This is a genomic window from Streptomyces sp. P9-A2 (genome assembly GCF_036634175.1).
GTDB classification, from domain to species: domain Bacteria; phylum Actinomycetota; class Actinomycetes; order Streptomycetales; family Streptomycetaceae; genus Streptomyces; species Streptomyces pratens.
This window is the reverse complement of the sequence record NZ_JAZIFX010000001.1, coordinates 1,526,982-1,551,438: the sequence shown is the minus strand read 5'-3', so window position 1 is coordinate 1,551,438 and position 24,457 is coordinate 1,526,982. Positions and strand designations below refer to the sequence as shown.

Below are 24,457 nucleotides of genomic sequence, written 5' to 3'. Positions count from 1 at the left end.
CGTCGGGGCATGAACGACGCAGTACCCCAGCCGGGGAGCGCGCAGCAGCCGCTCCCGCAGGCGGAGCGCACCGGGCCACCGGCCGCGTACCCCGGATCCTCGCGGCCCGGGAGCTCCGAGCCGCAACCGGAGGACGCCGCACCACCGGCCGAGGACACCACACCCCGGACCGTGCCCGAGTACGCGCCCGCCGCCCCCGCGCCCCTGAACGTGCCCCGCACCCCCACCGGCAACGCCGAGGTGGACGCGCGGGTGGAGCGGCTGGCCGACGCCGACCACCTCGCCACGGACGGCCATGTCGAGGTGTACGAAGATGTGCACCGGGGGCTGCGCGACGCGCTCACCGCGCTCGACGCCCACCCGGGACCTCCGGGTCCCACCCGTCGCCCGATCACCGCCGCTCACGGAGGCGCTTCGGGCCACGAGTCCGATCCGACCCACCGACAGGGGAGCTGAACCGAACGTGGCAGGAGTCGCACGCCGCCGTCTGGACGCGGAGCTGGTCCGCCGGAAGCTCGCCCGGTCGCGTGAGCACGCCGGGCAGCTGATCGCCGCGGGGCGGGTCAGCGTCGGCAAGACCGTCGCGACCAAGCCCGCCACCCAGGTGGAGACCGCCGCCGCGATCCTCGTCGCGGAGAACGCCGGCGACCCGGACTACGTGTCGCGCGGTGGCCACAAGCTCGCCGGCGCGTTCGAGGCGTTCGTGCCGCAGGGGCTGGTCGTCCAGGGGCGGCGGGCGCTGGACGCCGGCGCCTCGACCGGGGGTTTCACCGACGTCCTGCTCCGCGCGGGGGCCGCGCACGTGATCGCCGTGGACGTCGGATACGGACAACTCGCCTGGTCTCTCCGCAACGATGAACGCGTCACCGTCAAGGACCGTACGAACGTACGCGAGTTGACGCTTGAAGCAATCGATGGGGAGCCTGTGGATCTTGTCGTGGGGGATCTGTCCTTCATCCCGCTCGGGCTGGTCCTGCCCGCCCTGACACGGTGCGTGCGGCCGGACGCCGATCTGGTGATGATGGTCAAGCCGCAGTTCGAGGTGGGCAAGGAGCGGCTGGGCAGCGGCGGCGTCGTACGCAGCCCGCAGTTGCGCGCCGAGGCCGTGCGGGGAGTGGCCGCCAAGGCCTGGGCGCTGGGACTGGGGGCGAAGGGCGTGACCGCGAGTCCGCTGCCCGGACCCTCGGGGAATGTCGAATACTTTCTGTGGCTGAGGGCGGGAGCTTTGGAGCTGAACCCGGCCGACGTCGACCGTGCAGTGGCGGAGGGGCCCCGTTGACAACGAACCGAGTTCGTACTGTTTTCCTGCTCGCCCACACCGGCCGTCCGGCGGCCATCCGCAGTGCGGAACTCGTGGTCAAAGGGCTGCTGCACTCCGGAATCGGGGTGCGGGTGCTGGAGACCGAGGCACGGGACCTGCCGCTGCCGGACGAGGTGGAGACCGTCAGTGAGGCCACCCCCGAGTGCCTCGACGGCTGCGAACTGCTGATCGTGCTGGGCGGCGACGGCACCCTGCTGCGCGGCGCCGAGTTCGCCCGCGCCTCGGGCGTGCCGATGCTCGGCGTGAATCTCGGCAGCGTCGGCTTCCTCGCCGAGGCCGAGCGGGACGACCTCGACAAGGTCGTCGACCGGGTGGTGAGCAAGGCGTACGAGGTCGAGGAACGGATGACCGTCGACGTCGTCGTGCACCAGAACGGCACCATCGTGCACACGGACTGGGCGCTGAACGAGGCGGCCGTGCAGAAGGTGTCCGCCGAGCGGATGCTGGAGGTCGTGCTGGAGATCGACGGGCGTCCGGTGACCGGGTTCGGCTGCGACGGCATCGTGTGCGCCACCCCGACCGGATCGACCGCGTACGCGTTCTCCGCCGGCGGGCCCGTGGTGTGGCCCGAGGTCGAGGCGCTGCTGATGGTGCCGATCAGCGCGCACGCCCTGTTCGCCAAGCCGCTGGTGACCTCGCCGGACTCGGTGCTCGCGGTGGAGATGCTGCCGCACGTCCCGCCCGGCGTGCTGTGGTGCGACGGGCGCCGGACCGTGGAACTACCGGCCGGCGCGCGGGTGGAGGTCCGGCGCGGCGCCGTCCCGGTCCGGCTGGCCCGGCTGCATCACGCCTCGTTCACGGACCGGCTGGTGGCGAAGTTCGCACTGCCGGTCGCGGGGTGGCGGGGAGCACCGCGCTAGAAGCGTCCTGAAGACCTTGAAATCACGCCCGTCCTGCGCCGGTTCATACCGATTGGCATTTACTGGCAATCGGCATGAACCGGGCGGCCTGAGTGAGATCTTCAGCGGCTTTCCAGGGTCGGTCCGGCGGATCGTGTCGGAGGTGACCGGCGGCGTCTGTCCGGCCGGGTCGAGCGAGGGCGATGGGGGCACCTCCCGCGTATGGGGGTTCCTCCCGCTCGAGCGCAGCCGAGCGTGGGGGAGTCGGTAACCGACGACAACGCGGCTGGGGGTCCCCCCTGCTCGAAGAGCTTGGGGGAGGGCGTTCCGGGACCCCACGTCTCCGGAATGATCCGCCGGACAGGCCCCCGCACGCGGATTCCTCTCCGCCCGGCCTCCGCCCGGCCTCCGCCCGCGCCCGTACCGGGGCACTGGGACCCGCCGGTGAACGGGGTCCCGCTCACGGGTGACGACCTGCGGTGTTTTCGTCCGGGCGGGGGGCGGCGTCGCACGGCGCGAGGAAAACCTCGTAAGGTCTGGGACGTGTTGGAGGAGATGCGGATACGGTCGCTCGGAGTCATCGACGACGCCGTGGTCGAGCTTTCACCCGGCTTCACCGCAGTCACCGGTGAGACGGGCGCGGGCAAGACCATGGTGGTCACCAGTCTCGGGCTGCTGCTGGGGGGAAGGGCGGACGCGGCCCTGGTGCGGATCGGTGCCAGAAGCGCGGTCGTCGAGGGGCGGATCGCCGTGCCCGAGGGCGCCGCGGCCGCCACGCGCGCGGGAGAGGCCGGGGCCGAGCTCGACGACGGGGCGCTGCTGATCAGCCGTACCGTTTCCGCCGAGGGGCGTTCCCGGGCCCACCTGGGCGGGCGGAGCGTGCCCGTGGGGCTCCTCGCCGAGATCGCCGACGACCTGGTGGCGGTGCACGGGCAGACCGACCAGCAGGGGCTCCTCAAACAGTCCCGGCAGCGGCAGGCGCTCGACCGGTACGCGGGCGACGCGGTCGCCGGGCCGCTCGCCGAGTACACGGGGGCGTACAAGCGGCTGCGGGCCGTCGCCACGGAACTCGAGGAGCTCACCACCCGCGCGCGTGAACGGGCCCAGGAGGCCGACATGCTGCGCTTCGGGCTCGACGAGATCGCCGGTGTGGAACCCCGCGCCGGTGAGGACGTGGAACTGGCGGAGGAGGCCGACCGGCTCGGGCACGCCGAGGCCCTGGCGTCCGCCGCGTCCCTCGCGCACGCCGCTCTCGCCGGAAACCCGGAGGACCTCGAGAGCGTCGACGCGGGAACGCTCGTCGCGGGCGCCCAGCGGGCCCTGGAGGCCGTCCGGGCGCACGATCCGGAGCTGGCCGCGCTCACCGACCGGATCGGCGAGGTCGGCATCCTGCTGCGTGACGTCGCCGGGGACCTCGCCGGGTACGCCGACGATCTGGACGCCGATCCACTGCGGCTGGCGGCGGTCGAGGAACGCCGGTCCGCGCTCACCGGGCTCACCCGCAAGTACGGCCAGGACATCTCCGCCGTGCTGGCCTGGGCCGAGGAGAGCGCCGAGCGCCTCACCGACCTGGACGGCGACGACGAGCGGATCGAGGAACTCACCGCCGAACGCGACCGCCTGCGTGCCGAACTGGGCGGGCTGGCGCACACCCTCTCCCAGGCCCGCACCGAGGCCGCGGAACGCTTCGCGGCCGCCGTCACCGCGGAGCTCGCCTCCCTCGCCATGCCGCATGCGCGCGTGTCGTTCGACATCCGGCAGACGGAGGACCCGGACGGCGTGGAGGTCGGCGGGCGCACGGTCGCCCACGGGCCGTCGGGCGTCGACGAGGTCGAACTGCTGCTCGCCCCGCACCCCGGAGCACCGCCCCGGCCCATCGCCAAGGGCGCGTCCGGCGGTGAACTGTCGCGCGTGATGCTGGCCGTGGAGGTCGTGTTCGCCGGAACGGACCCGGTGCCGACCTATCTGTTCGACGAGGTCGACGCCGGTGTCGGCGGCAAGGCGGCCGTCGAGATCGGGAGGCGGCTCGCCAAGCTGGCGAAGAGCGCCCAGGTCGTGGTCGTCACCCATCTGCCGCAGGTGGCCGCCTTCGCTGACCGTCAGTTGCTGGTGTCGAAGACGAACGACGGCACGGTCACCCGGTCCGGGGTGAAGGTGCTCGAGGGGGAGGACCGGATCCGGGAACTGTCGCGGATGCTGGCCGGCCAGGAGGACTCCGAGACGGCCCGCGCCCACGCGGAGGAACTCCTGGCGACGGCACGGGCGGACGGCTGAGGGACGGCTGACAGCCCCGCGTGGACGGCTGACGGAGCCGGAGGTCGGCCGGCCGTCCACCGAGGTGTCGGCCGACAGGAGGTACTTCGTCACTCGTACGGGTGGCGTTTCCGTCCACTCCGCTGCGGGCGGCGGCTCCGGTCGTTGCCGGAATTCCCTTGCTTCCTGGCATGCTTGACCGAGCACGCGTAGGAGACCGTGTGGTCCATCCTCTCCGCACGGTCCTTCTGTACGTTCCTCGGGACCACCCGACCCGAACCAGGAGCTCGGCCACGTGACCCCCGTGAGCAGCCACTCACCGCACGGCCAGACGCCGCTGCGCACCGTGCAGGTGCTGGGCGGCGGCACCGCCGCGACCAGCGCCCACGTGCGCTCCCTGGCTGCGGGGCTCGTCGCGCGGGGCGTGCGGGTCACGGTGTGCGCCCCCATCGAGGCGGAGCACGCCTACGACTTCACGGGCGTCGGCGCCGACCATGTGCACGTGCCGCGCAGCAGCGACCCCGGCTCGGTGGCCGCGCTGCGGGCGGCGTGCGCGGACGCCGACCTGGTGCACGCGCACGGCCTGCACGCCTCTTTCCGGACCGTGCTCGCCCTCGGCGGGCGGCGCACTCCGCTGATCGTCACCTGGCACGACCGGGCGCACGCCGAAGGCGCCCGCGCGCACGTCCTGCGGCTGATGGAACGGCGGGTCGTCAAGGCGGCCACCGTGGTGCTCGGGACCACCTCCGCCCTGGTCGACCGGGCACGCCGGACCGGAGCGCGGGACGCGAGGCTGGCGGCCGCCGTCCTCCCCGGGCTGCGCTCGGCCCCGAAGACGGAGGACCCGGACGGGTCGCGGCCCAAAACCCTGGCCGAACTCGGCGCCATCGGCCGCCCGTTACTGATCGCCGTCGGTGCCCTCGAACGGCATCGCGGCCACCACACCCTGCTCGACGCCACGCACGGATGGCGCCGCCTCGATCCCCAGCCGCTGGTCGCCGTCGCGGGGGAGGGGCCGCTGCGCGGTGAACTCCAGCGCCGGATCACGGACGAGGACCTGCCGGTCCGGCTCGTCGGACGGCGCGACGACATCACCGACCTGCTGGAGGCCGCCGACCTCGCGCTACTGCCGAGCCGGTGGGAGGGGCGCTCCGTCCTCGCCCAGCAGGCCCTCCACGCGCGCGTGCCGCTCGTCGCGGCCGGCACCGGCGGCATCCCCGAACTGGTCGGCGACGCCGCCGAACTCGTCCCGTACCGCAACGCGCGGGCCCTCGCCGACGCCGTCGTACGGCTGCTCGGCGACCCCGGGCGCCGGGACGAACTCAGGACCAGGGGAGCCCGACAGGCGGCCGGATGGCCGACGGAGGACGAAGCGGTGGCCCAGGTCCTCAGCGTCTACGACGAGTTGACGCGGCCCCGGCCCCTGAGCTGAGACCGCCGGACCGAACGCGCCGCCTTCTGCGCGGGACCGGTCCGGCCGCGGCTCTCCCACCGCTTCCGGCCACCTCCGCCGGACGGACCGGACCCGCCCGGCGGACCACAGCGTGACCGCTCAGCCCCCGTACGCCCCCGACGCCGTCAGGCGCAGGGCCGTGTCGATGAGGGGGACGTGGCTGAAGGCCTGCGGGAAGTTGCCGACCTGGCGCTGCCTGACCGAGTCCCACTCCTCGGCGAGCAGGCCGAGGTCGTTGCGCAGGGACAGCAGCTTCTCGAACAGCTTGCGGGCCTCGTCCACACGGCCGATCATCGCCAGGTCGTCGGCCATCCAGAACGAGACGGCGAGGAACGCGCCCTCGTCGCCCGGCAGCCCGTCGACACCCTCGTCGGAGCCCTCCGTCGGGTAGCGCAGGATGAAGCCGTCCGGGGTGGACAGCTCGCGCTGGATCGCCTCGATGGTGCCGATCACCCGCTTGTCGTCCGGCGGCAGGAAGCCCATCTGCGGGATCAGCAGCAGCGCGGCGTCCAGCTCCTTCGAGCCGTACGACTGCGTGAACGTGTTGCGTTCCTTGTCGTAGCCCTTCTCACACACGTCCCGGTGGATGTCGTCGCGCAGCTGCTGCCAGCGCTCCAGGGGACCGTCCGCGTCGCCGGACTCGATGAGCTTGATGGTGCGGTCGACGGCGACCCACGCCATCACCTTGGAGTGCACGAAGTGGCGGCGCGGGCCGCGGACCTCCCAGATGCCCTCGTCCGGCTCCTGCCAGTGCTTCTCCAGGTACTGGATCAGCTTCAGCTGGAGCAGGGACGCGTAGTCGTTGCGGGCCAGGCCGGTCATGTGGGCCAGGTGCAGGGCCTCGGTGACCTCGCCGTACACATCCAGCTGCAGCTGGTGCGCCGCTCCGTTGCCCACCCGGACCGGGGCCGAGTTCTCGTAGCCGGGCAGCCAGTCCAGCTCCGCCTCGCCGAGCTCGCGCTCACCGGCGATGCCGTACATGATCTGCAGGTTCTCCGGGTCCCCGGCCACCGCGCGCAGCAGCCACTCGCGCCAGGCACGGGCCTCCTCGCGGTAGCCGGTGCGCAGCAGCGAGGACAGGGTGATCGCCGCGTCCCGCAGCCAGGTGTAGCGGTAGTCCCAGTTGCGGACGCCGCCGATGTCCTCCGGCAGGGAGGTGGTGGGCGCGGCGACGATGCCGCCGGTCGGGGCGTAGGTGAGGGCCTTCAGCGTGATCAGGGAGCGGATCACGGCCTCACGGTAGGGGCCGTGGTACGTACAGTGTTCCACCCACTCCCGCCAGAATTCCTCCGTCGCCTCCAGCGACTGCTCCGGCTCCGGCAGCGGCGGCGGCTCCTTGTGCGAGGGCTGCCACGACAGCGTGAACGTGATCCGGTCGCCCGGCGCCACCGTGAAGTCCGAGTACGTCGTCAGCGACTGCCCGTACGTCTCGGCGGGCGTGTCGAACCAGACGGAGTCCGGGCCGGCGACGGCGACCGTGCGTCCCTCGTGCTTGTGCACCCACGGCACCACCCGGCCGTAGGAGAAACGCATCCGGAGCGCCGAGCGCATCGGCACGCGGCCCGAGACGCCCTCCACGATGCGGATGACCTGCGGAGCGCCGTCGCGCGGGGGCATGAAATCGGTCACCCGGACCGTGCCGCGGCCGGTGTCCCACTCGGACTCCAGGATCAGCGAGTCGCCGCGGTAGCCGCGCCGGGTCGCGGCCGGCGGCTGGGCATCGGGAGCATGCGCCGGGCCGATCCGCCAGAAGCCGTGTTCTTCGGTGCCCAACAGGCCGGCGAAGATGGCGTGCGAGTCGAAGCGGGGCAGGCACAGCCAGTCCACCGTGCCGTCCCGGCAGACCAGGGCAGCGGTCTGCATGTCTCCGATGAGTGCGTAATCTTCGATGCGCCCGGCCACGTGCAACTCCAGTCGAACGGCCACGTCACCCCGCGAGGGGTTGTCGCTGGTGCGGTCAAGGGGTTCTTGAAATGCGTTGTTGAGCGACGAAGCAAAGCAGTCGCTCAGTCGTGAATGCGAAACGCCCATTGTTACTCAACGAACTGACGAGCTTGTGTTGTTCCGGTGAGACGGGCGGGGTGGTGTCGTTCGGCCGGCCGGGCTCGCCAGCGGGTGTCCGAGCAGGATACGACGCAGGCAGACGGTCTGTGTGCCGCTCCGGGGAAAGCGCATCCGCCGAACGGGTGAGCAAGGGGTGTGGGACGTGTGGCGGATCACGGACGGGTGCCCGCGCATGTGCGGAGCGTGCCCGGACGGCATCGTCCCGCGGCGCTGATACGCTGGTAGCCCGTGGACCGGTGGGCCCCTTCCCCGGAGGGGAAATCAAAAAAGGGCACCCCCGAACCGCAGCGACGGCGCCGTCGGAATCCTCCGACGGCCGATCGCCCCGCACTCTCAGACCGCGACCACGGGAGCCCCCTCTTGGCCATGCCCAAATCCACGACGACCAAGCACATCTTCGTCACCGGGGGTGTCGCCTCCTCGCTCGGCAAGGGGCTGACCGCCTCCAGCCTCGGCATGTTGCTCAAGGCCCGCGGTCTGCGCGTCGTCATGCAGAAGCTCGACCCGTACCTCAACGTCGACCCGGGCACGATGAACCCCTTCCAGCACGGTGAGGTCTTCGTCACCAACGACGGCGCCGAGACCGACCTGGACATCGGGCACTACGAGCGCTTCCTCGACCGTGACCTGGACGGTTCCGCCAACGTCACCACGGGCCAGGTCTACTCGACCGTGATCGCCAAGGAGCGGCGCGGCGAGTACCTCGGCGACACCGTGCAGGTCATCCCGCACATCACCAACGAGATCAAGCACCGCATCCGCCGCATGGCGACGGACGAGGTCGACGTCGTGATCACCGAGGTCGGCGGCACGGTCGGCGACATCGAGTCGCTGCCGTTCCTGGAGACCGTCCGCCAGGTGCGGCACGAGGTCGGCCGCGACAACGTGTTCGTGGTCCACATCTCGCTCCTGCCGTACATCGGTCCCTCGGGTGAGCTGAAGACGAAGCCCACCCAGCACTCGGTCGCGGCGCTGCGCAACATCGGTATCCAGCCGGACGCGATCGTGCTGCGCTGCGACCGCGAGGTGCCGACCGCGATCAAGCGGAAGATCTCGCTGATGTGCGACGTCGACGAGGCCGCCGTGGTCGCCTGCCCCGACGCTCGTTCGATCTACGACATTCCCAAGGTCATCCACACCGAGGGCCTGGACGCCTACGTCGTGCGCAAGCTGGACCTGCCCTTCCGGGACGTGGACTGGACGACCTGGGACGACCTGCTCGACCGCGTCCACAACCCCGACCACGAGATCACCCTCGCCCTGGTCGGCAAGTACATCGACCTGCCCGACGCCTACCTCTCGGTCACCGAGGCGCTGCGCGCGGGCGGCTTCGCCAACAAGGCCCGGGTGAAGATCAAGTGGGTCACCTCCGACGACTGCAAGACCCCGGCCGACGCCCGGGCGCAGCTCGGTGACGTCGACGCCATCTGCATCCCCGGCGGCTTCGGGGACCGCGGGGTGCTCGGCAAGGTCGGTGCGATCCGCTTCGCGCGGGAGAACCGGATTCCGCTGCTCGGTCTCTGTCTGGGCCTGCAGTGCATCGTGATCGACGCGGCCCGCAACCTCGCGGACATCTCCGACGCCAACTCCACCGAGTTCGACCCGGCGACCTCCCACCCGGTCATCTCCACCATGGCCGAGCAGCTCGACATCGTCGCCGGTGACGGCGACATGGGCGGCACGATGCGGCTCGGCATGTACCCGGCCAAGCTGGCCGAGGGCTCGATCGTGCGCGAGGTGTACGACGGCAAGGAGTACGTCGAGGAGCGCCACCGGCACCGCTACGAGGTGAACAACGCCTACCGCGCGGAGCTGGAGAAGAAGGCCGGCATCGTCTTCTCCGGCACCTCCCCGGACGGCAAGCTCGTCGAGTACGTCGAGTACCCGCGCGAGGTCCACCCGTACCTGGTCGCGACCCAGGCGCACCCGGAGCTGCGCTCGCGTCCGACGCGTCCGCACCCGCTGTTCGCGGGCCTCGTCAAGGCCGCGGTCGAGCGGAAGATCTCGAAGTAGCACACCGGTTGTACGGTTGCCGGGGCGCGAAACCCTCGATCGGCGAGCGCCCCGGCCGCCGCTGTGCGCCAGTACACCTGTACGGCCTGCATGTCTGGGAAGGACTTCAATGACCGGAACGACCGTCCAGGACACCCCGGAGGAGTGGGAGGTCCGGGCCACCAGGACGCCCTTCGTCGGCAACAAGACCTCCGTGCGCACCGACGACGTGGTCATGCCCGAGGGGACCGTGGTCCACCGTGACTACCAGGTCCACCCCGGCTCCGTGGCCGTCCTCGCCCTCGACGACGCCGACCGCGTCCTGGTCCTGCGCCAGTACCGCCACCCCGTGCGCCACAAGCTGTGGGAGATTCCGGCCGGCCTGCTGGACGTTCCCGGCGAGAACCCGTTGCACGCCGCCCAGCGGGAGCTGTACGAGGAGGCGCACGTCAAGGCCGAGGACTGGCGGGTGCTGACCGACGTCTACACCACCCCCGGCGGCTGCGACGAGGCCGTACGGATCTTCCTGGCCCGGAGTCTTTCCGAGGCCGACGGCGACCGCTTCGAGGTCGAGGACGAAGAGGCGGACATGGAACTGGCCCGGGTGCCCGTCACGGACCTGGTCCGCGGCGTGCTGGCCGGCGAGCTGCACAACAACTGCCTGGTGGTGGGCGTGCTTTCGCTCGTCGCCGCGCGGGACGGGGACGGTTTCGACGCGCTGCGTCCGGCCGGGGCGCCGTGGCCTGCCCGCCCGTTCGAGGCCTGAACCACCCCGGTGTCCCCTGGAAGACTGCTGAAGATCCTGCTCGGACCGCCCGGTTCACGCCGGATCGCCGGTAAATGTCAATCGGCATGAACCGGCGCAGGACGGGCGTGATTTCAAGATCTTCAGGACGCTTCCAGGGCCTGTCCGGCGGATCATCCCGTAGACGCGGGGGTGGGCACGCCCTCCCCCGAGCTCTTCGAGCAGGGGGACCCCCATCGCATCGACGCGCTCCTCCGCCTTGCAGTTGGATGCTCCCCCACGCTCGAAACACGCCCTAGTGATGTGACCATCGGCTGATCCGATCGGGGGATGTGCCCGCCGTGCTCCACACGGAACGTAGCAGAGCGTGAACTAGGCTCTGGAAAACGCCCGGTCCGGAGTTCCGGCGGGCTTGCGCGTGCGGTGGGACGGGAGTGTGGCCCGTGACGGACCAGGCGGTGGACACGGACGGAGCGCGGCTCTCCCGCGACGTTGCCGCGGAGACCCGATTCCTGGGCCGCACCAGGGAGTTGAAGGAGCTCCGGGCCGACATCGAGCGCGCCGGACTCGACACCCTCTCCGGCCGCAAGGCCCCCCGCGCCCGGGTGCTGCTCATCGCGGGCCGGCCCGGCTCCGGCCGGACGACGCTCGGTGAGGAACTCGTCCGCCAGGTCGCCGACCGCTACCCCGACGGGGTGCTGCGCGCCCGGCTGAGCGAGACCGACGGCACGCGCGTACCCGTCGAGCGCTCCGTGCGGGAACTGCTCGACGCGCTCGAGGTGCCCACCCCGGCCGGCGCCGACGAGGACGATCTCGTCGAGGCGCTGCGAACCGCCCTGGCCGGTCGCCGGACGCTGCTCCTGCTGGACGACGCGACCGACGCCGAGCAGGTCGACGCCCTGCTGCCGGACAACCCGGACTGCCTGGTGGTCGCCATCTCCCAGGGCCCGCTGACCGGCATCTCCGACGTCCGCCCCTGCACCCTCGGCGGCCTCGACACCAAGTCCGCCGTGGAGCTGCTGTCCCGGATCGCCGGCTCGGTCCGCATCACCGTCGACCCGCGGGCCGCGGAGGGCCTGGCCGAACAGTGCCAGGGGCAGCCCGCCGCCCTGGTCCTGGCCGGCGGCTGGCTCGCCGCCCGGCCCAAGACCGCCGTCGCCGACCTCGCCAGGCAACTGCGCGCCGGAGCCGACGAGGGCACCGTGACCGGCCGTGCCCTGCGGCTGGTGCACGACGAGCTGCCCGCGCCCGCCGCCCGGATACTGCGCCTGCTGAGCCTCGCCCCGGCCGGCCTGGCCGACCCGCACACCGCCTCCGCGCTCGCAGGATGCTCGGTGGGCAGCGCGCGCACCATCCTGGAGGACTTCGTCTCCGTGGGTCTGCTGCACCCCGTGGGGACCTCGCTGCCGCAGTACGAGGTACCCGGCTGCCTGCACCCCCTGCTGAAAGGCCTCGCCGAGGCCCACGAACGGCCCGGGGAGCTCCAGCTGGCCCGCGCCCGCATGCTGGAACGGACCGTGCGGCTGCTCCAGTCGTGCAGGGCCATCACCGAGACCGACAGCCCTCAGGCGCGCGAGAAACTCCTGGGGATGCCGCGCTCCCTGCGCTTCCCGAGCCCTCGCGACGCCGCCGACTGGCTGCGCGTCCGCAGGCCCGCCCTGCTGGCCTCGGCCCGCCTCGCGGTCGCCGACGGGACGCTGGACACCCTGGCCCGCCGCCTGATGTCCCAGCTGGTGCGCGCCATGGTGGCCCACTTCGGGACCCGGGCCGCCGCAGGCGACCTCTACGGCATCCACCACCTGGTCCTCGATGTGGCCGAGCGCCGGAACCTTCCCCGCGAGCAGGCCGCGGCCCTGCTGAACCTCGGCGACCTCGACGCCCGTACCGGCCGCACGGCCGACGCGCTGGCGCGCTACCGGGCCGCGCTGGACGCCGGACGTGCGGCGAACGATCCGTACGCGACCGGGCGTGCGACGGAATCCGTGGGAGGCGCCCATCTGGAGCTCGGCGACTTCGACCGGGCCGCCGACTGGTTCGGCCGGGCCCTGGCCGAGCGGCTCGCCCAGGGCGAGCGCGCGGACGCCGCCCGCCTGTACGGCCGGATCGCCGCCGCCCACACCTACGCCGGCCGTTACGGCGAGGCGCTGCGCAACTGGCGGGCGGCGGTCGCCGGACACCGGAAGAACGGCGATCTGGCCGCCCAGGCGCGCGCATTGAGCGAACTGGCCCGGGTCCAGGAGTACGCGGGCCGTCCCGAGGATTCACTGCGCACCTGCCGGGAGGCGGTGGAGTGGGCCCGGCGGGCCGAGGACGCCCGGCTGCAGGCCGCGCTGCACCTGCGGCTCGCCGACACCTTCGAGCACCTGGGCGACCCCACGTCGGCCGCGCTGCACCGGAGCTCGGCGGAGCTGATGCTGGGAGAAGAGGCCCAGGAGCCTGGAATCGACCCGAAACAAGAAGGCAGTACCTACGAAACAAGCAGCCCCTTTGTGGAAAATTAACACTTTGCAAGGCTGCACGGCGGAGATACCTTCATAGGGATGGCCTCTGTCGCACCATCTTCCGCGGCCTCTTCCGGTGTGCACGCGTATGACCGGGTATGCGCGGAACTGCCTCACACCCCCGAAATGCCCCCGAACGCATCCCCGAGCCAAGGACCGTGATCGACGTGAAGGTCGGCATCCCCCACGAGGTCAAGAACAACGAGTTCCGGGTGGCCATCACCCCCGCCGGCGTGCACGAGCTGGTGCGCCACGGCCATCAGGTCGTCATCGAGCACGGTGCCGGCACGGGCTCCTCGATCCCGGACGGCGAGTACATCGCCGCGGGCGGGCAGATACTCGACACCGCGGACGAGGTGTGGGCCGCCGCCGACCTGCTGCTGAAGGTCAAGGAGCCCGTCGCGGAGGAGTACCACCGGCTGCGCAAGGACCAGACCCTCTTCACCTACCTGCACCTGGCCGCCTCCCGGGAGTGCACGGACGCCCTCCTGGCCTCCGGTACCACCGCGATCGCCTACGAGACCGTCGAGCTGCCCGGCCGCGCCCTGCCGCTGCTCGCCCCCATGTCCGAGGTCGCGGGCCGGCTGTCCGCCCAGGTCGGCGCCTACCACCTGATGCGGGCCGGCGGCGGCCGAGGCGTGCTGCCCGGCGGGGTCCCCGGGGTGCCGGCCGGCCGGGCCGTCGTCGTCGGCGGAGGTGTCTCCGGCTGGAACGCCGCGCAGATCGCCGTCGGCATGGGCTTCCACGTGACCCTGCTCGACAAGGACGTCAACAAGCTCCGTGAGGCCGACCGGGTCTTCGGAACGAAGATCCAGACCGTCGTCTCCAACGCCTTCGAGCTGGAGAAGGCCTGCGTCGAGGCCGATCTCGTGATCGGTGCCGTGCTGATCCCCGGTGCCAAGGCGCCGAAGCTGGTCACCAACGACCTCGTCTCGCGGATGAAGAGCGGGAGTGTCCTGGTCGACATCGCGATCGACCAGGGCGGCTGCTTCGAGGACTCCCGTCCGACCACGCACGCCGAGCCGACCTTCACGGTCCACGGATCGGTCTTCTACTGCGTCGCCAACATGCCCGGCGCCGTGCCCAACACCTCCACCTACGCGCTCACCAACGCCACGCTGCCCTACATCGTCGAACTCGCGAACCGCGGCTGGGTGGAGGCACTGCGCCGCGACCCCGCGCTCGCCAAGGGCCTCAACGCGCATGACGGCGAGGTCGTCCACCAGGAGGTCGCCGCGGCCCACGGCCTGGAACACGTCGAACTCGCCACGCTGCTCGGCTGAGCCGGCCGAGCAGCCCGACCGGTCCGGGGAGGCGCCGTCCGGACGCCGTCCCGGGCCCTCTCCCGAAGGGTCACGTCCCGGGCTCTCCCGAAGGGTCACCGCCCCGGATCCGAGGCCCGGAGGCCGCCTCCGGGCGTTAAGTCGACCAAGTCACCTCCCGGCAAAGGCGATACGTCAACTTCTTTCGTCAACGTCATGCATCCGGACCCACCTTGCCCATCAGACGCGGCGAGATGTGTGTATGGTCACTTCACGAATCAGGGGCAACTCGCCTCGAACGTACCCCTTCCACCGATTCGCACACCGGTGAAACCTGCCGTGCGACGGCCGTACGCCCTTGACAGAGGGATGTTTCATTGTCGACACATCGGGCCGGGTCCGGCGGATTGTGTTGCTGCGGACCGCCGACACGCCATAGAGTCGCCAACCGTCGGCATGATGCCACGCTGACCTGTCTAGAAGTTTCCTGGTCACCAAGGAGGTAAGACGACTTGTGAATGAGTCGACATTTACTCCCGGGGGTGGTCACCCAGGAATGACTGCACGGGGGCGAGGTCGCGCGGGGCTCGCTCCTGTCGGCTCCGTCGCCGTGCGCGCCTTCGCACCCCAACGGAACCAGCAGGCGACTCCCACTGCACACCAGAGCATGGATGGCCATCACGTGAACGCCCTGGCCGGCGACGGAAGTGGCGCGCCCCACAACCATTTCGCCGACTACGACGAACTGCCCGAGGGGCACTTCTACGATCCCGACGCCGAGTACGAGCCGGATCCCGAGTACGCGGCCACCCTCGCGCCCGACGCGGCCCGTCAGCGCCGTGAGCGCGTCGGCCCGACCGGACGCCCGCTGCCGTACTTCCCGATCCCGGGCCCGCTGACCGACCACGGCCCCGCGAAGATCATCGCGATGTGCAACCAGAAGGGTGGCGTCGGCAAGACGACGTCGACCATCAACCTGGGTGCCGCGCTCGCGGAGTACGGACGCAGGGTGCTGCTCGTCGACTTCGACCCGCAGGGCGCGCTGTCGGTCGGACTCGGTGTCAACCCGATGGAACTCGACCTCACCGTCTACAACCTGCTCATGGAGCGGGGCATGGCGGCCGACGAGGTGCTGCTGAAGACGGCGGTCCCCAACATGGACCTGCTGCCCAGCAACATCGACCTGTCGGCGGCCGAGGTCCAACTGGTCTCCGAGGTCGCCCGCGAGTCGACACTGCAGCGCGCGCTGAAGCCGCTCCTGGACGACTACGACTACATCGTGATCGACTGCCAGCCCTCGCTCGGCCTGCTCACGGTCAACGCGCTGACGGCCGCGCACAAGGTGATCGTGCCGCTGGAGTGCGAGTTCTTCGCACTGCGCGGTGTGGCCCTGCTGACCGAGACCATCGAGAAGGTCCAGGAGCGGCTCAACCCCGAGCTGGAACTCGACGGGATCCTCGCCACGATGTACGACTCGCGCACGGTGCACAGCCGTGAGGTGCTCGCGCGTGTCGTCGAGGCCTTCGACGATCACGTCTACCACACGGTCATCGGCCGTACGGTCCGCTTCCCGGAGACCACCGTCGCCGGTGAGCCGATCACCACGTACGCGTCCAACTCCGTCGGTGCCGCCGCCTATCGCCAGCTTGCCAGGGAGGTGCTCGCCCGGTGTCCCGCCGAGTGAGTCTGCCCGGGGCCGACGAACTCTTCCGTACGACAGGGGGGATGGCGCTCCAGGCGTCCACGCCCAGGCGCCAGGCCAATGGCGAGGGCCGGATCCCCGCTCCCGCGGGGGAGAGCGACGCGGCCGCGGCCCAGGAGGACGCTCCGCAGTCGGTGCCCGCGCAGGGCGGTGACGGCGAGGGCGCCGAGCACGTCGCCACGGACGCGGAACCGGCCGAAGCGGGCGAGTCCCGCAGCCGTGGCGCGCCGGAGCGCTCCGCGCGAAGGCAGGGGGCACCGGAGGGGCCGGCCGCGGAAGCGGCCCCGCACAAGCGCGGAAGGGCGGCGGCACGCCGGCCCAGCGGCCGCGAGCGGCACGACGAGAAGATCACGGTGTACGTGTCCGCCGAGGAGCTCATGGACCTCGAGCACGCCCGTCTGGTCCTCCGGGGCGAGCACGGACTGGCCGTCGACCGGGGCAGGATCGTCCGAGAGGCGGTCGCCGTGGTCCTGGCCGACCTGGAATCCCGCGGAGACGCCAGCATCCTCGTACGACGTCTGCGCGGACGGTAGCGGTAGCCTGCGGAGGTCATGACCTCGAACGACACCCCCGCCGCGGGCCGCGGCCCGCGGCCCGGACGCCGTCGCGCGCTGGGGCGGGGACCGGGAGGCGCGCCGTCGGCCCCGCAGCCCGTGGACGCGGACGCCGAGGCGGAGGCGGAGCCCACGGCCGCGCCTCCCGCACCGGCCGGCCGGGACGACGTACCGGGCCCGGACACCGGTCCGGCGCCCGGGACGGTACCCGCGGGCCCCGGGACGGACGGCAGGCCGGCTGGGCCCGGGACGGTACCCGCGGTGGACTCCGGTGCCATGGCGTACGACCTGGAGCGTGCTCAGGGGAACCCGGGGGCCGGCGCGGCCGGGACGGCCGAGGAGACAGCGGAGACCGAGGCGCCCGCGGGATCCGAAGTGGCCGAGACGGCAGAGACGGCCGAGGAGGACGACGGCCGGTTCAAGGTCCGGTTGTCGAACTTCGAAGGACCGTTCGACCTGCTGCTTCAGCTGATCTCCAAGCACAAGCTGGACGTCACCGAGGTCGCGCTGTCCAAGGTGACCGACGAGTTCATGGCGTACATCCGGGCGCTGGGACCCGACTGGGACCTGGACGAGACCACCGAGTTCCTGGTCGTCGCGGCCACGCTGCTCGATCTCAAGGCGGCCCGCCTGCTGCCCGCCGCCGAGGTCGAGGACGAGGCCGACCTCGCCCTGCTGGAGGCCCGGGACCTGCTGTTCGCCCGCCTGCTCCAGTACCGCGCGTACAAGCGGATCGCGGAGATCTTCAGCCTGCGGCTGGACGAGGAGGCCCGGCGCCACCCCCGTACGGTGGGGCTCGAACCGCACCACGCCGAGTTGCTCCCCGAGGTCGTCATCAGCATCGGCGCGCAGGGGTTCGCCCGGCTCGCCGTCAAGGCGATGCAGCCCAGGTCCAAGCCGCAGGTGTACGTCGACCACATCCACGCGCCGCTGGTCAGCGTGCAGGAGCAGGCCGGGATCGTGGTCGCGCGGCTGCGGGAGCTCGGCGAGGCGAGTTTCCGGGCCCTGACCGAGGACACGGACGACACCCTGACCGTCGTCGCCCGGTTCCTCGCACTCCTGGAGCTGTACCGGGAGAAGGCCGTCGCCCTCGACCAGGAGACCGCGCTCGGCGAGCTGACCGTGCGCTGGACCGGCGGTGACGGGGGCGAGGCCCCCACGGTCACCGACGAGTTCGACCGACCGCCCGAAGTACCGGGAGAGCCGCCCGATGGAGGACAAGGGGTGAGCAGGACGTGAGCGAGGACACAGCCGGTCTTCCCATGGAGCCGCGCACCGTCGCGGACCTCGATCTCAGGCCCGCGCTGGAGGCGGTTCTCATGGTCGTGGACGAGCCCGCGACCGAGGAGCAACTGGCGAAGATCCTGGAGCGGCCCGGGCGGCAGGTCGCGGACGCGCTCCGTGCGCTGGCCGACGAGTACACCGTCCAGGGACGCGGCTTCGAGCTGCGGCACGTCGCCGGCGGCTGGCGTTTCTACAGCCGGCCCGAGTACGCCGCGGCCGTCGAGGGCTTCGTTCTGGACGGCCGACAGGCCCGGCTCACCCAGGCCGCCCTGGAGACCCTCGCCGTGGTCGCCTACCGCCAGCCGGTCGGCCGCGGCAGGGTCTCCGCCGTGCGCGGAGTGAACTGCGACGGGGTCATGCGCACCCTGCTGCAGCGCGGTCTGGTCGAGGAGGCGGGCACGGAACCCGAAACAGGTGCGATCCTGTACACGACGACGAACTACTTCCTGGAGCGGATGGGCCTGCGTGGTCTGGACGAGCTCCCGGAGCTCGCGCCCTTCCTCCCGGAGGCGGAGGCGATCGAGGCCGAGACCCAGGAAGCCGTACCGTCGTTCGATCCGGACGCCCCGGACCCGGACGACGGTCCATCCGACCGATACGCCTAAAACGACGACAACGGAAATGTGATGCGAAGCAGCGGCAGCGGCAAGAGCGGCGGACGCGGTAACCCCCGCGGTTCCGGCGGCAACAGGGACCAGCAGCAGGGGCAGGGCCGCCCCAGCCGGCCCCGCCCGGAGGAGCGCCGCTACGACGTGGGGCCCGAAGCCACCAAGGAGGGCCCGAAGTCCGGCCGCACCGGCGCCGGCGCCGGCGCCAAGCGGTCCGGCGGCTCCTCCCAGGGCTCCCGGCCCGGGCGGAAGAGCGGCGGGGGCCGTACGCTTCCGGGCCGCTCGCGCGAGTACGAGACGCGGATCGAGGAGCGCAACCGCGACCGGTACGCGGAGAAGAAGGACGTCAGGCCCCCGAAGACCTTCCCGGGCGCCGAGCAGGAGGGCGAGCGGCTGCAGAAGGTCCTCGCCCGCGCGGGGTACGGTTCCCGGCGCGCCTGCGAGGAACTGATCGAGCAGGCGCGGGTCGAGATCAACGGCGAGATCGTGCTGGAGCAGGGCCGCCGGGTCGACCCGGCGAAGGACGAGGTCAAGGTGGACGGGCTGACCGTCGCCACCCAGTCCTACCAGTTCTTCTCGCTGAACAAGCCCGCCGGTGTCGTCTCCACCATGGAGGACCCCGAGGGGCGTCAGTGCCTCGGCGACTACGTCACCAACCGCGAGACCCGGCTGTTCCACGTGGGCCGGCTCGACACCGAGACCGAGGGCGTCGTCCTGCTCACCAACCACGGTGAGCTGGCGCACCGGCTGACCCACCCGCGGTACGGGGTGAAGAAGACCTACCTCGCCCACATCGTCGGGCCGATCCCGCGCGACCTGGGCAAGCGGCTGAAGGACGGCATCCAGCTGGAGGACGGTTACGCGCGCGCGGACCACTTCCGCGTCGTCGAGCAGACCGGCAAGAACTACCTCGTCGAGGTGACCCTGCACGAGGGCCGCAAGCACATCGTGCGCCGCATGCTCGCCGAGGCGGGCTTCCCGGTCGACAAGCTGGTGCGCACCGGCTTCGGGCCGATCACCCTGGGCGACCAGAAGTCGGGCTGGCTGCGCCGGCTGTCGAACACCGAGGTCGGCATGTTGATGCAGGAAGTCGAGCTCTAAGGCCTTGTGAAGGACCCGCACCCCCTTTTATAGTCGACCTGACTATAAAAGGGGGTGCGGGTCATGGGCGGCTACGACAAGTACGCCTACGAGCCCTTCGCCGTCACCGTCGACCTCGCCGTGTTCACGCTCCGCGCGGGCGTACTGCACGGCCTGCTCGTCGAGCGAGGGGAGGAGCCTTACGCGGGCCACTGGGCGCTGCCGGGCGGGTTCGTGCAGCCGGACGAGTCGGCGGAGACCGCCGCCCGGCGTGAACTCGCCGAGGAGACGGGACTGACGGACGTGTCCGGACTGCACCTGGAGCAGTTGCGGACCTACAGCGAACCCGGCCGCGATCCCCGGATGCGGGTCGTCTCCGTCGCGTTCACCGCGCTGCTGCCCGACGCTCCCGAAGCGCACGGGGGCGGCGACGCGGCGCAGGCACGCTGGGTCCCGTACGGCTCCGCGCGGGCGCTCGCCTTCGACCACGACCGGATCCTGGCCGACGCCCGGGAACGCGTCGGGGCCAAGCTCGAGTACAGCTGCCTCGCCACCGCCTTCTGTCCGCCCGAGTTCACTCTCGGCGAGTTGCGGCAGGTCTACGAGACCGTATGGGGCACCACGCTCGACCGGCCCAACTTCCGGCGCAAGGTGCTCGCCTCCGCGGGCTTCGTCGAACCGGTCCCGGGTGCCGCACGCCTCACCGGCGGCCGGGGCAAACCCGCTGCCCTCTACCGGGCGGGCACCGCCACCGCCCTCCATCCGCCGCTGCTCCGGCCGGCCCCGGAAGGACGTTCCGCATGAACACCGTCGTCACCAAGCGCGCCGCCACGGGCGCGCTCACCGGACTCGCCCTCGGGGACGCGCTCGGTTTCCCCACCGAGTTCAACGACGTCCCCTCGATCCTCACCAAGTTCGGACCGTGGCGGGGGATGGACCTGCCGAAACCGGCGATCGTCACCGACGACACCCAGATGACGCTGGCACTGGGGCGCGGACTGCGCACGGCGATGGACCGGGGACGGCTCGCCCCGAAGCGGCTGGAACGGCCGGTGCGCGAGGAGTTCGTGGACTGGTACCGCTCGCCCGAGAACAACCGGGCGCCCGGCAACACCTGCCTGAAGGCCTGCCACCTGCTGTCCGAGGAGGACCGCCCCTGGCAGGACGCCAGTCAGGTCGGCTCCAAGGGCTGCGGCGCCAACATGCGCGTCGCTCCCATCGGGCTCGCCCCCGGGCTGAGCGAGGAACAGCGCGCGGGTGCCGCCCAGTTGCAGTCGGCCCTCACCCACGGGCACCCGACCGCGCTCGCCGCCTCCGACCTCACCGCCCACGCCGTACGCCTGCTCGCCGAGGGCGCCGAACCGACCGGACTGATCGGCCTGTTGCGCTCCTACGCCTACGAGAACCGCACCCGCTACCACGAGGTGTGGCTCGGCGACCTGTGGACCCGCGCGGGGGACCCCAGTGCCGAGCACTTCATCGCGCGCGGCTGGGACGAGTGCCTGGAGATCCTGGAACGCCTCCGGCGCGCCGTCCACACCGTCTCGCCGGAGACCGATCCGTGCCTGGCGACCGGGGAGGGCTGGATCGCGGAGGAGGCCCTCGCGACCGGACTGCTGTGCTTCCTGCTCTTCGTCGACGAACCGCTCACGGCCCTGCGCCGCGCCGCCTGCACCTCCGGCGACTCCGACTCCATCGCCTGCCTCGCGGGTGCCTTCGCGGGCGCCCACCTCGGCGCGGACGCCTGGCCGGACGCCTGGGCCGACCGCATCGAGTACCGGGACGAACTGCTGGCCCTGGGAGCGCTCTGGGACCTCTGAGGGGGAGCGCCCATGGCGAGGGGCCGCCCGCCCTACCCCGCCCGCAGGGCGGAGGCACGGCGGACGCGGACCAGGAAGTCCTCGATCCGGCGCCGGTCCGGCTGCGCCGGGAGCGGCGTACGGCGCAGCGCCTCGCCGGCCTCCTGATCCAGCCGGGCCATCCGGGCTTCGACCTCGGGCCAGGGCACCTCGCCCCGCTTCACCGCGAGCAGCTGCTCGCGCTGCTCGCCCACGTCGATGGTGAGGACGCCCGCGCGCAGCACGTCGCGGGCGGAGGCCAGCAGGCGGAGCAGATGCATCGCGTGCTTCCAGCGGGGCGCCCCGTGCGCGCGGACGTCGGCCTCGAGTCTGCGGCGCTGGCCGTACGCGTACCTGGTGAACGTCTCGTGGACCCGGCGGGAGAGGAACGCCCCGCGCAGGGCGAGCAGTTCGCGGCCGGTGTCGTCGGCGTACTCCACGAGCGGCGAGTGCAGGCACTCCAGGATGTTGGGGTTGGCGCGCAGGGCCAGCTCGCAGAAGCGTTCCAGCTCCCAGCTGAACTGTTCCTCGGCCGGACCCTCGACATGGGTCGGCGGCTTCTCGAAGCGCCAGAACAGGGGAGTGGGGGCCAGGAAGACGCCACGGCGGTCGGTGTCGCTGCCCTCCGTGGCCAGGCCGAAGGCACGCGAGCCCATGACGCAGGCGTAGACCGTGTGGTCGCGGACCAGGAGCTCGGCGGAGTGCATGCCCGGGAGCGTACGGGCCGGCTCACGCCAGGCGAATCGATTTTCCCTCCACCGTGATCCGTTCCGCGGGCAGCGCGCTGGTGGCCGGCCCCCGTTCCACCGAGCCGTCGGTGATCCGGAACCGGCTGCCGTGGCAGGCGCAGTCGATGGTGCCGTCCGAGACGTCCGCCACCAGACAGCTCTGGTGGGTGCAGATCGCCGAGAAGGCCTTGAAGTCACCCTGTTCGGGCTGGGTCACCACCACCTTCTCGTCCTTGAAGATCACACCCCCGCCCACCGGGATGTCGTCGGTCGCGGCCAGTTCCCGTCCTGCCGAGCCGTCCGGCGCCGCGATGTCCGAGGCGGTGCCCGGGGTGGTACCTGGGGCGGTGGCCGGGGCGGTGGCGGGCGAGGAGTCGTCACCGCCTCCGCTCCCGTTCACGCCGCAGCCGGCGGCCAGCGCTGTCGCGCCTGCCGCGAGAAGGGCCGTGCGCCGTGTGGTGCGCGGGGTCGTGCGGGGGGTCGTGCCAGTCATGTCGTCACTCCGGAGGGAATCATGGAGGGTGGGTGAATTTTCGGGAGATCAGGACATTTTGCACCGACCGTCTCGGCGGGCGGGCACAGGACACCGCCGGATCCCGTTCTGACTAGGCTGGACGACCGAACGACCGATACGCACGTCAGTGCATCCGGCACATCGGCACATTCGATCCATCAGCACATTCGGCACATCAGCAAGGAGCAACGCCGTGGCGGTACGAGCGGTCCGGGGCGCCGTCCAGCTCGAGCGGGACGAGGCCGGCCACATGGAGGAACAGGTCGGCGCGCTGCTCACCGCGGTACTGGAACGCAACGATCTGGCCACGGACGACCTGATCAGTATCTGGTTCACGGCCACGCCCGACCTCCACAGCGACTTCCCGGCCGCCGCCGCCCGCAAGCTCGGCATCGTCGACGTCCCCCTGATCTGCGCTCAGGAACTGGACATCGAGGGCGCCCTGCCCCGCGTCGTCCGCATCCTCGCGCACATCGAGTCCGACCGGCCGCGCGCCGGCATCGCCCATGTCTACCTCGGCGCCGCGGCGGCCCTGCGCAAGGACATCGCCCAGTGAGAACCGCACTCGTCATCGGCACCGGACTGATCGGCACGTCCGCCGCCCTCGCCCTTTCCCAGCGGGGCGTCACCGTCCACCTCGTCGATCACGATCCGGAGCAGGCCCGTACGGCCGCCGCGCTCGGCGCCGGCAGCGAGGGCCCCCCCGAGGGGCCGGTGGACCTGGCGATCGTCGCCGCCCCGCCCGCCCACGTGGCCGGGGTGCTCGCCGACGCCCTGGAGCGCGGGGTGGCACGCGGCTACATCGACGTCGCCAGCGTCAAGGGCGGGCCGCGCCGCGAGCTGGAGCAGCGTGGGCTCGACCTCTCGGCGTACATCGGTACGCACCCCATGTCCGGTCGTGAGAAGTCCGGCCCGCTGGCCGCCGGGGCGGACCTCTTCGAGGGCCGTCCCTGGGTGCTCACGCCCACCCGGGACACCGACACCGAGGTGCTCAATCTCGCCCTCGAGCTGGTCTCGCACTGCAGGGCCGTCCCGGTCGTCATGGACGCCGACGCCCACGACCGTGCCGTGGCCCTGGTCTCCCACATGCCGCACCTGGTGGCCGGCCTGGTCGCCGCGCGCCTGGAGCACGCCGAGGAGGCCGCCGTACGGCTGTGCGGGCAGGGCATCCGGGATGTGACCAGGATCGCCGCCTCCGACCCCCGGATGTGGATCGACATCCTCTCCGCGAACCCCGGTCCGGTCGCCGACCTGCTCACCGACATCGGCGCCGACCTGGAGGAGACCGTACGGTCCCTGCGCGCGCTGCAGTCCTCCGACGAGAACAAGCGGCGCGAGGGCAGCACCGGCATCGAGGACGTGCTGCGCCGCGGCAACGCCGGCCAGGTCCGGGTCCCGGGCAAGCACGGCTCCGCCCCGCGCGCGTACGAGGTCGTGGCGGTGCTCATCGACGACCAGCCGGGCCAGCTGGCGCGCATCTTCGCGGACGCCGGCCGTGCGGGCGTCAACATCGAGGACGTCCGTATCGAGCACGCGACCGGGCAGCAGGCCGGTCTGATACAGCTCATGGTGGAGCCCAAGGCGGCTCCGGTGCTCACCGCGGCGCTGCGGGAGCGGGGCTGGTCCATCCGGCAGTAGCACCTGCCGGACGGCGAGCGGCGGGCGGTGGAGGTCGTCCGGGTGGGCGGACGAGGGCCCGCGGACGGTCGGACACGGGCG

At 71.7% G+C, this 24,457-nt stretch carries 21 protein-coding genes; 18 read left to right on the top strand and 3 right to left on the bottom strand.

The features are described from left to right. The first annotated feature begins 9 nt into the window (after window positions 1–9). The 5 genes from V4Y04_RS37690 to V4Y04_RS06965 all read left to right on the top strand — a co-directional run bounded on the left by V4Y04_RS37690 (window position 10) and on the right by V4Y04_RS06965 (window position 5,845). Entirely contained in the window at window positions 10–456 is a 447-nt protein-coding gene (locus tag V4Y04_RS37690) for a hypothetical protein (protein WP_443079967.1), read from the top strand. Window positions 457–463: 7 nt separating this feature from the next. After that, entirely contained in the window at window positions 464–1,279 is an 816-nt protein-coding gene (locus V4Y04_RS06980; protein ID WP_332426419.1) for a TlyA family RNA methyltransferase, read from the top strand. Further along, on the top strand, window positions 1,276–2,181 hold the full coding sequence (locus V4Y04_RS06975; RefSeq protein WP_332426418.1) for an NAD kinase: 906 nt from the start codon (window positions 1,276–1,278) through the stop codon (window positions 2,179–2,181). The genes V4Y04_RS06980 and V4Y04_RS06975 overlap by 4 nt, the downstream gene beginning before the upstream one ends. Before the next feature lie 534 nt (window positions 2,182–2,715). Further along, complete coding sequence (recN, locus tag V4Y04_RS06970; RefSeq protein ID WP_332432735.1) at window positions 2,716–4,434, top strand: DNA repair protein RecN; 1,719 nt, start codon at window positions 2,716–2,718, stop codon at window positions 4,432–4,434. Window positions 4,435–4,708: 274 nt separating this feature from the next. Next, window positions 4,709–5,845, top strand: coding sequence for a glycosyltransferase family 4 protein (locus tag V4Y04_RS06965; RefSeq protein WP_332426417.1), 1,137 nt, complete (start codon window positions 4,709–4,711; stop codon window positions 5,843–5,845). A gap of 120 nt (window positions 5,846–5,965) precedes the next feature. Here the strand turns inward: V4Y04_RS06965 and V4Y04_RS06960 are convergent, their stop codons facing one another. Next, the gene (locus V4Y04_RS06960) at window positions 5,966–7,768 is read right to left on the bottom strand and encodes a glycoside hydrolase family 15 protein (protein ID WP_332432734.1); all 1,803 of its coding nucleotides are present in this window, start codon (window positions 7,766–7,768) and stop codon (window positions 5,966–5,968) included. 528 nt (window positions 7,769–8,296) lie between these two features. Here V4Y04_RS06960 and V4Y04_RS06955 point away from each other — a divergent pair. From V4Y04_RS06955 to V4Y04_RS06905, 11 genes are all read left to right on the top strand, one after another. Continuing rightward, a complete protein-coding gene (locus tag V4Y04_RS06955) occupies window positions 8,297–9,943 on the top strand; it encodes a CTP synthase (protein ID WP_332432733.1) in 1,647 nt (548 codons plus the stop codon). 109 nt (window positions 9,944–10,052) lie between these two features. Further along, window positions 10,053–10,688 carry an NUDIX hydrolase gene (locus V4Y04_RS06950; RefSeq protein WP_332426416.1) on the top strand — a complete coding sequence of 212 codons (636 nt, stop codon included), beginning with the start codon at window positions 10,053–10,055 and terminating at the stop codon, window positions 10,686–10,688. 422 nt (window positions 10,689–11,110) lie between these two features. Beyond that, window positions 11,111–13,168, top strand: coding sequence for a tetratricopeptide repeat protein (locus V4Y04_RS06945; RefSeq protein WP_332426415.1), 2,058 nt, complete (start codon window positions 11,111–11,113; stop codon window positions 13,166–13,168). 158 nt (window positions 13,169–13,326) lie between these two features. Next, complete coding sequence (ald, locus tag V4Y04_RS06940) at window positions 13,327–14,451, top strand: alanine dehydrogenase (protein ID WP_332426414.1); 1,125 nt, start codon at window positions 13,327–13,329, stop codon at window positions 14,449–14,451. A gap of 535 nt (window positions 14,452–14,986) precedes the next feature. After that, window positions 14,987–16,114: a ParA family protein gene (locus V4Y04_RS06935; protein WP_332426413.1), complete on the top strand. Its 1,128-nt coding sequence runs from the start codon at window positions 14,987–14,989 to the stop codon at window positions 16,112–16,114. Beyond that, window positions 16,099–16,665: a hypothetical protein gene (locus V4Y04_RS06930; protein WP_332426412.1), complete on the top strand. Its 567-nt coding sequence runs from the start codon at window positions 16,099–16,101 to the stop codon at window positions 16,663–16,665. Before V4Y04_RS06935 ends, V4Y04_RS06930 begins: the two co-directional genes overlap by 16 nt. Before the next feature lie 18 nt (window positions 16,666–16,683). Then, the gene (locus V4Y04_RS06925) at window positions 16,684–17,925 is read left to right on the top strand and encodes a segregation and condensation protein A (RefSeq protein WP_332426411.1); all 1,242 of its coding nucleotides are present in this window, start codon (window positions 16,684–16,686) and stop codon (window positions 17,923–17,925) included. Next, entirely contained in the window at window positions 17,922–18,575 is a 654-nt protein-coding gene (gene scpB / locus V4Y04_RS06920) for an SMC-Scp complex subunit ScpB (RefSeq protein WP_332426410.1), read from the top strand. Before V4Y04_RS06925 ends, scpB begins: the two co-directional genes overlap by 4 nt. 21 nt (window positions 18,576–18,596) lie before the next feature. After that, entirely contained in the window at window positions 18,597–19,679 is a 1,083-nt protein-coding gene (locus tag V4Y04_RS06915) for a pseudouridine synthase (protein WP_332426409.1), read from the top strand. 63 nt (window positions 19,680–19,742) lie between these two features. Further along, a complete protein-coding gene (locus V4Y04_RS06910) occupies window positions 19,743–20,462 on the top strand; it encodes an NUDIX hydrolase (RefSeq protein ID WP_332426408.1) in 720 nt (239 codons plus the stop codon). Continuing rightward, window positions 20,459–21,478, top strand: coding sequence for an ADP-ribosylglycohydrolase family protein (locus tag V4Y04_RS06905; protein ID WP_332426407.1), 1,020 nt, complete (start codon window positions 20,459–20,461; stop codon window positions 21,476–21,478). Before V4Y04_RS06910 ends, V4Y04_RS06905 begins: the two co-directional genes overlap by 4 nt. Window positions 21,479–21,510: 32 nt before the next feature. Here the strand turns inward: V4Y04_RS06905 and V4Y04_RS06900 are convergent, their stop codons facing one another. Continuing rightward, a complete protein-coding gene (locus tag V4Y04_RS06900) occupies window positions 21,511–22,203 on the bottom strand; it encodes a nucleotidyltransferase domain-containing protein (protein ID WP_332426406.1) in 693 nt (230 codons plus the stop codon). Window positions 22,204–22,225: 22 nt separating this feature from the next. Beyond that, window positions 22,226–22,717, bottom strand: coding sequence for a Rieske (2Fe-2S) protein (locus V4Y04_RS06895; RefSeq protein WP_332426405.1), 492 nt, complete (start codon window positions 22,715–22,717; stop codon window positions 22,226–22,228). Window positions 22,718–22,931: 214 nt separating this feature from the next. Here V4Y04_RS06895 and aroH point away from each other — a divergent pair, with 214 nt between their 5' ends. Further along, window positions 22,932–23,294 carry a chorismate mutase gene (gene aroH / locus V4Y04_RS06890; protein ID WP_332426404.1) on the top strand — a complete coding sequence of 121 codons (363 nt, stop codon included), beginning with the start codon at window positions 22,932–22,934 and terminating at the stop codon, window positions 23,292–23,294. Continuing rightward, window positions 23,291–24,376: a prephenate dehydrogenase gene (locus V4Y04_RS06885; RefSeq protein ID WP_332426403.1), complete on the top strand. Its 1,086-nt coding sequence runs from the start codon at window positions 23,291–23,293 to the stop codon at window positions 24,374–24,376. Before aroH ends, V4Y04_RS06885 begins: the two co-directional genes overlap by 4 nt. Window positions 24,377–24,457 lie beyond the last annotated feature (81 nt).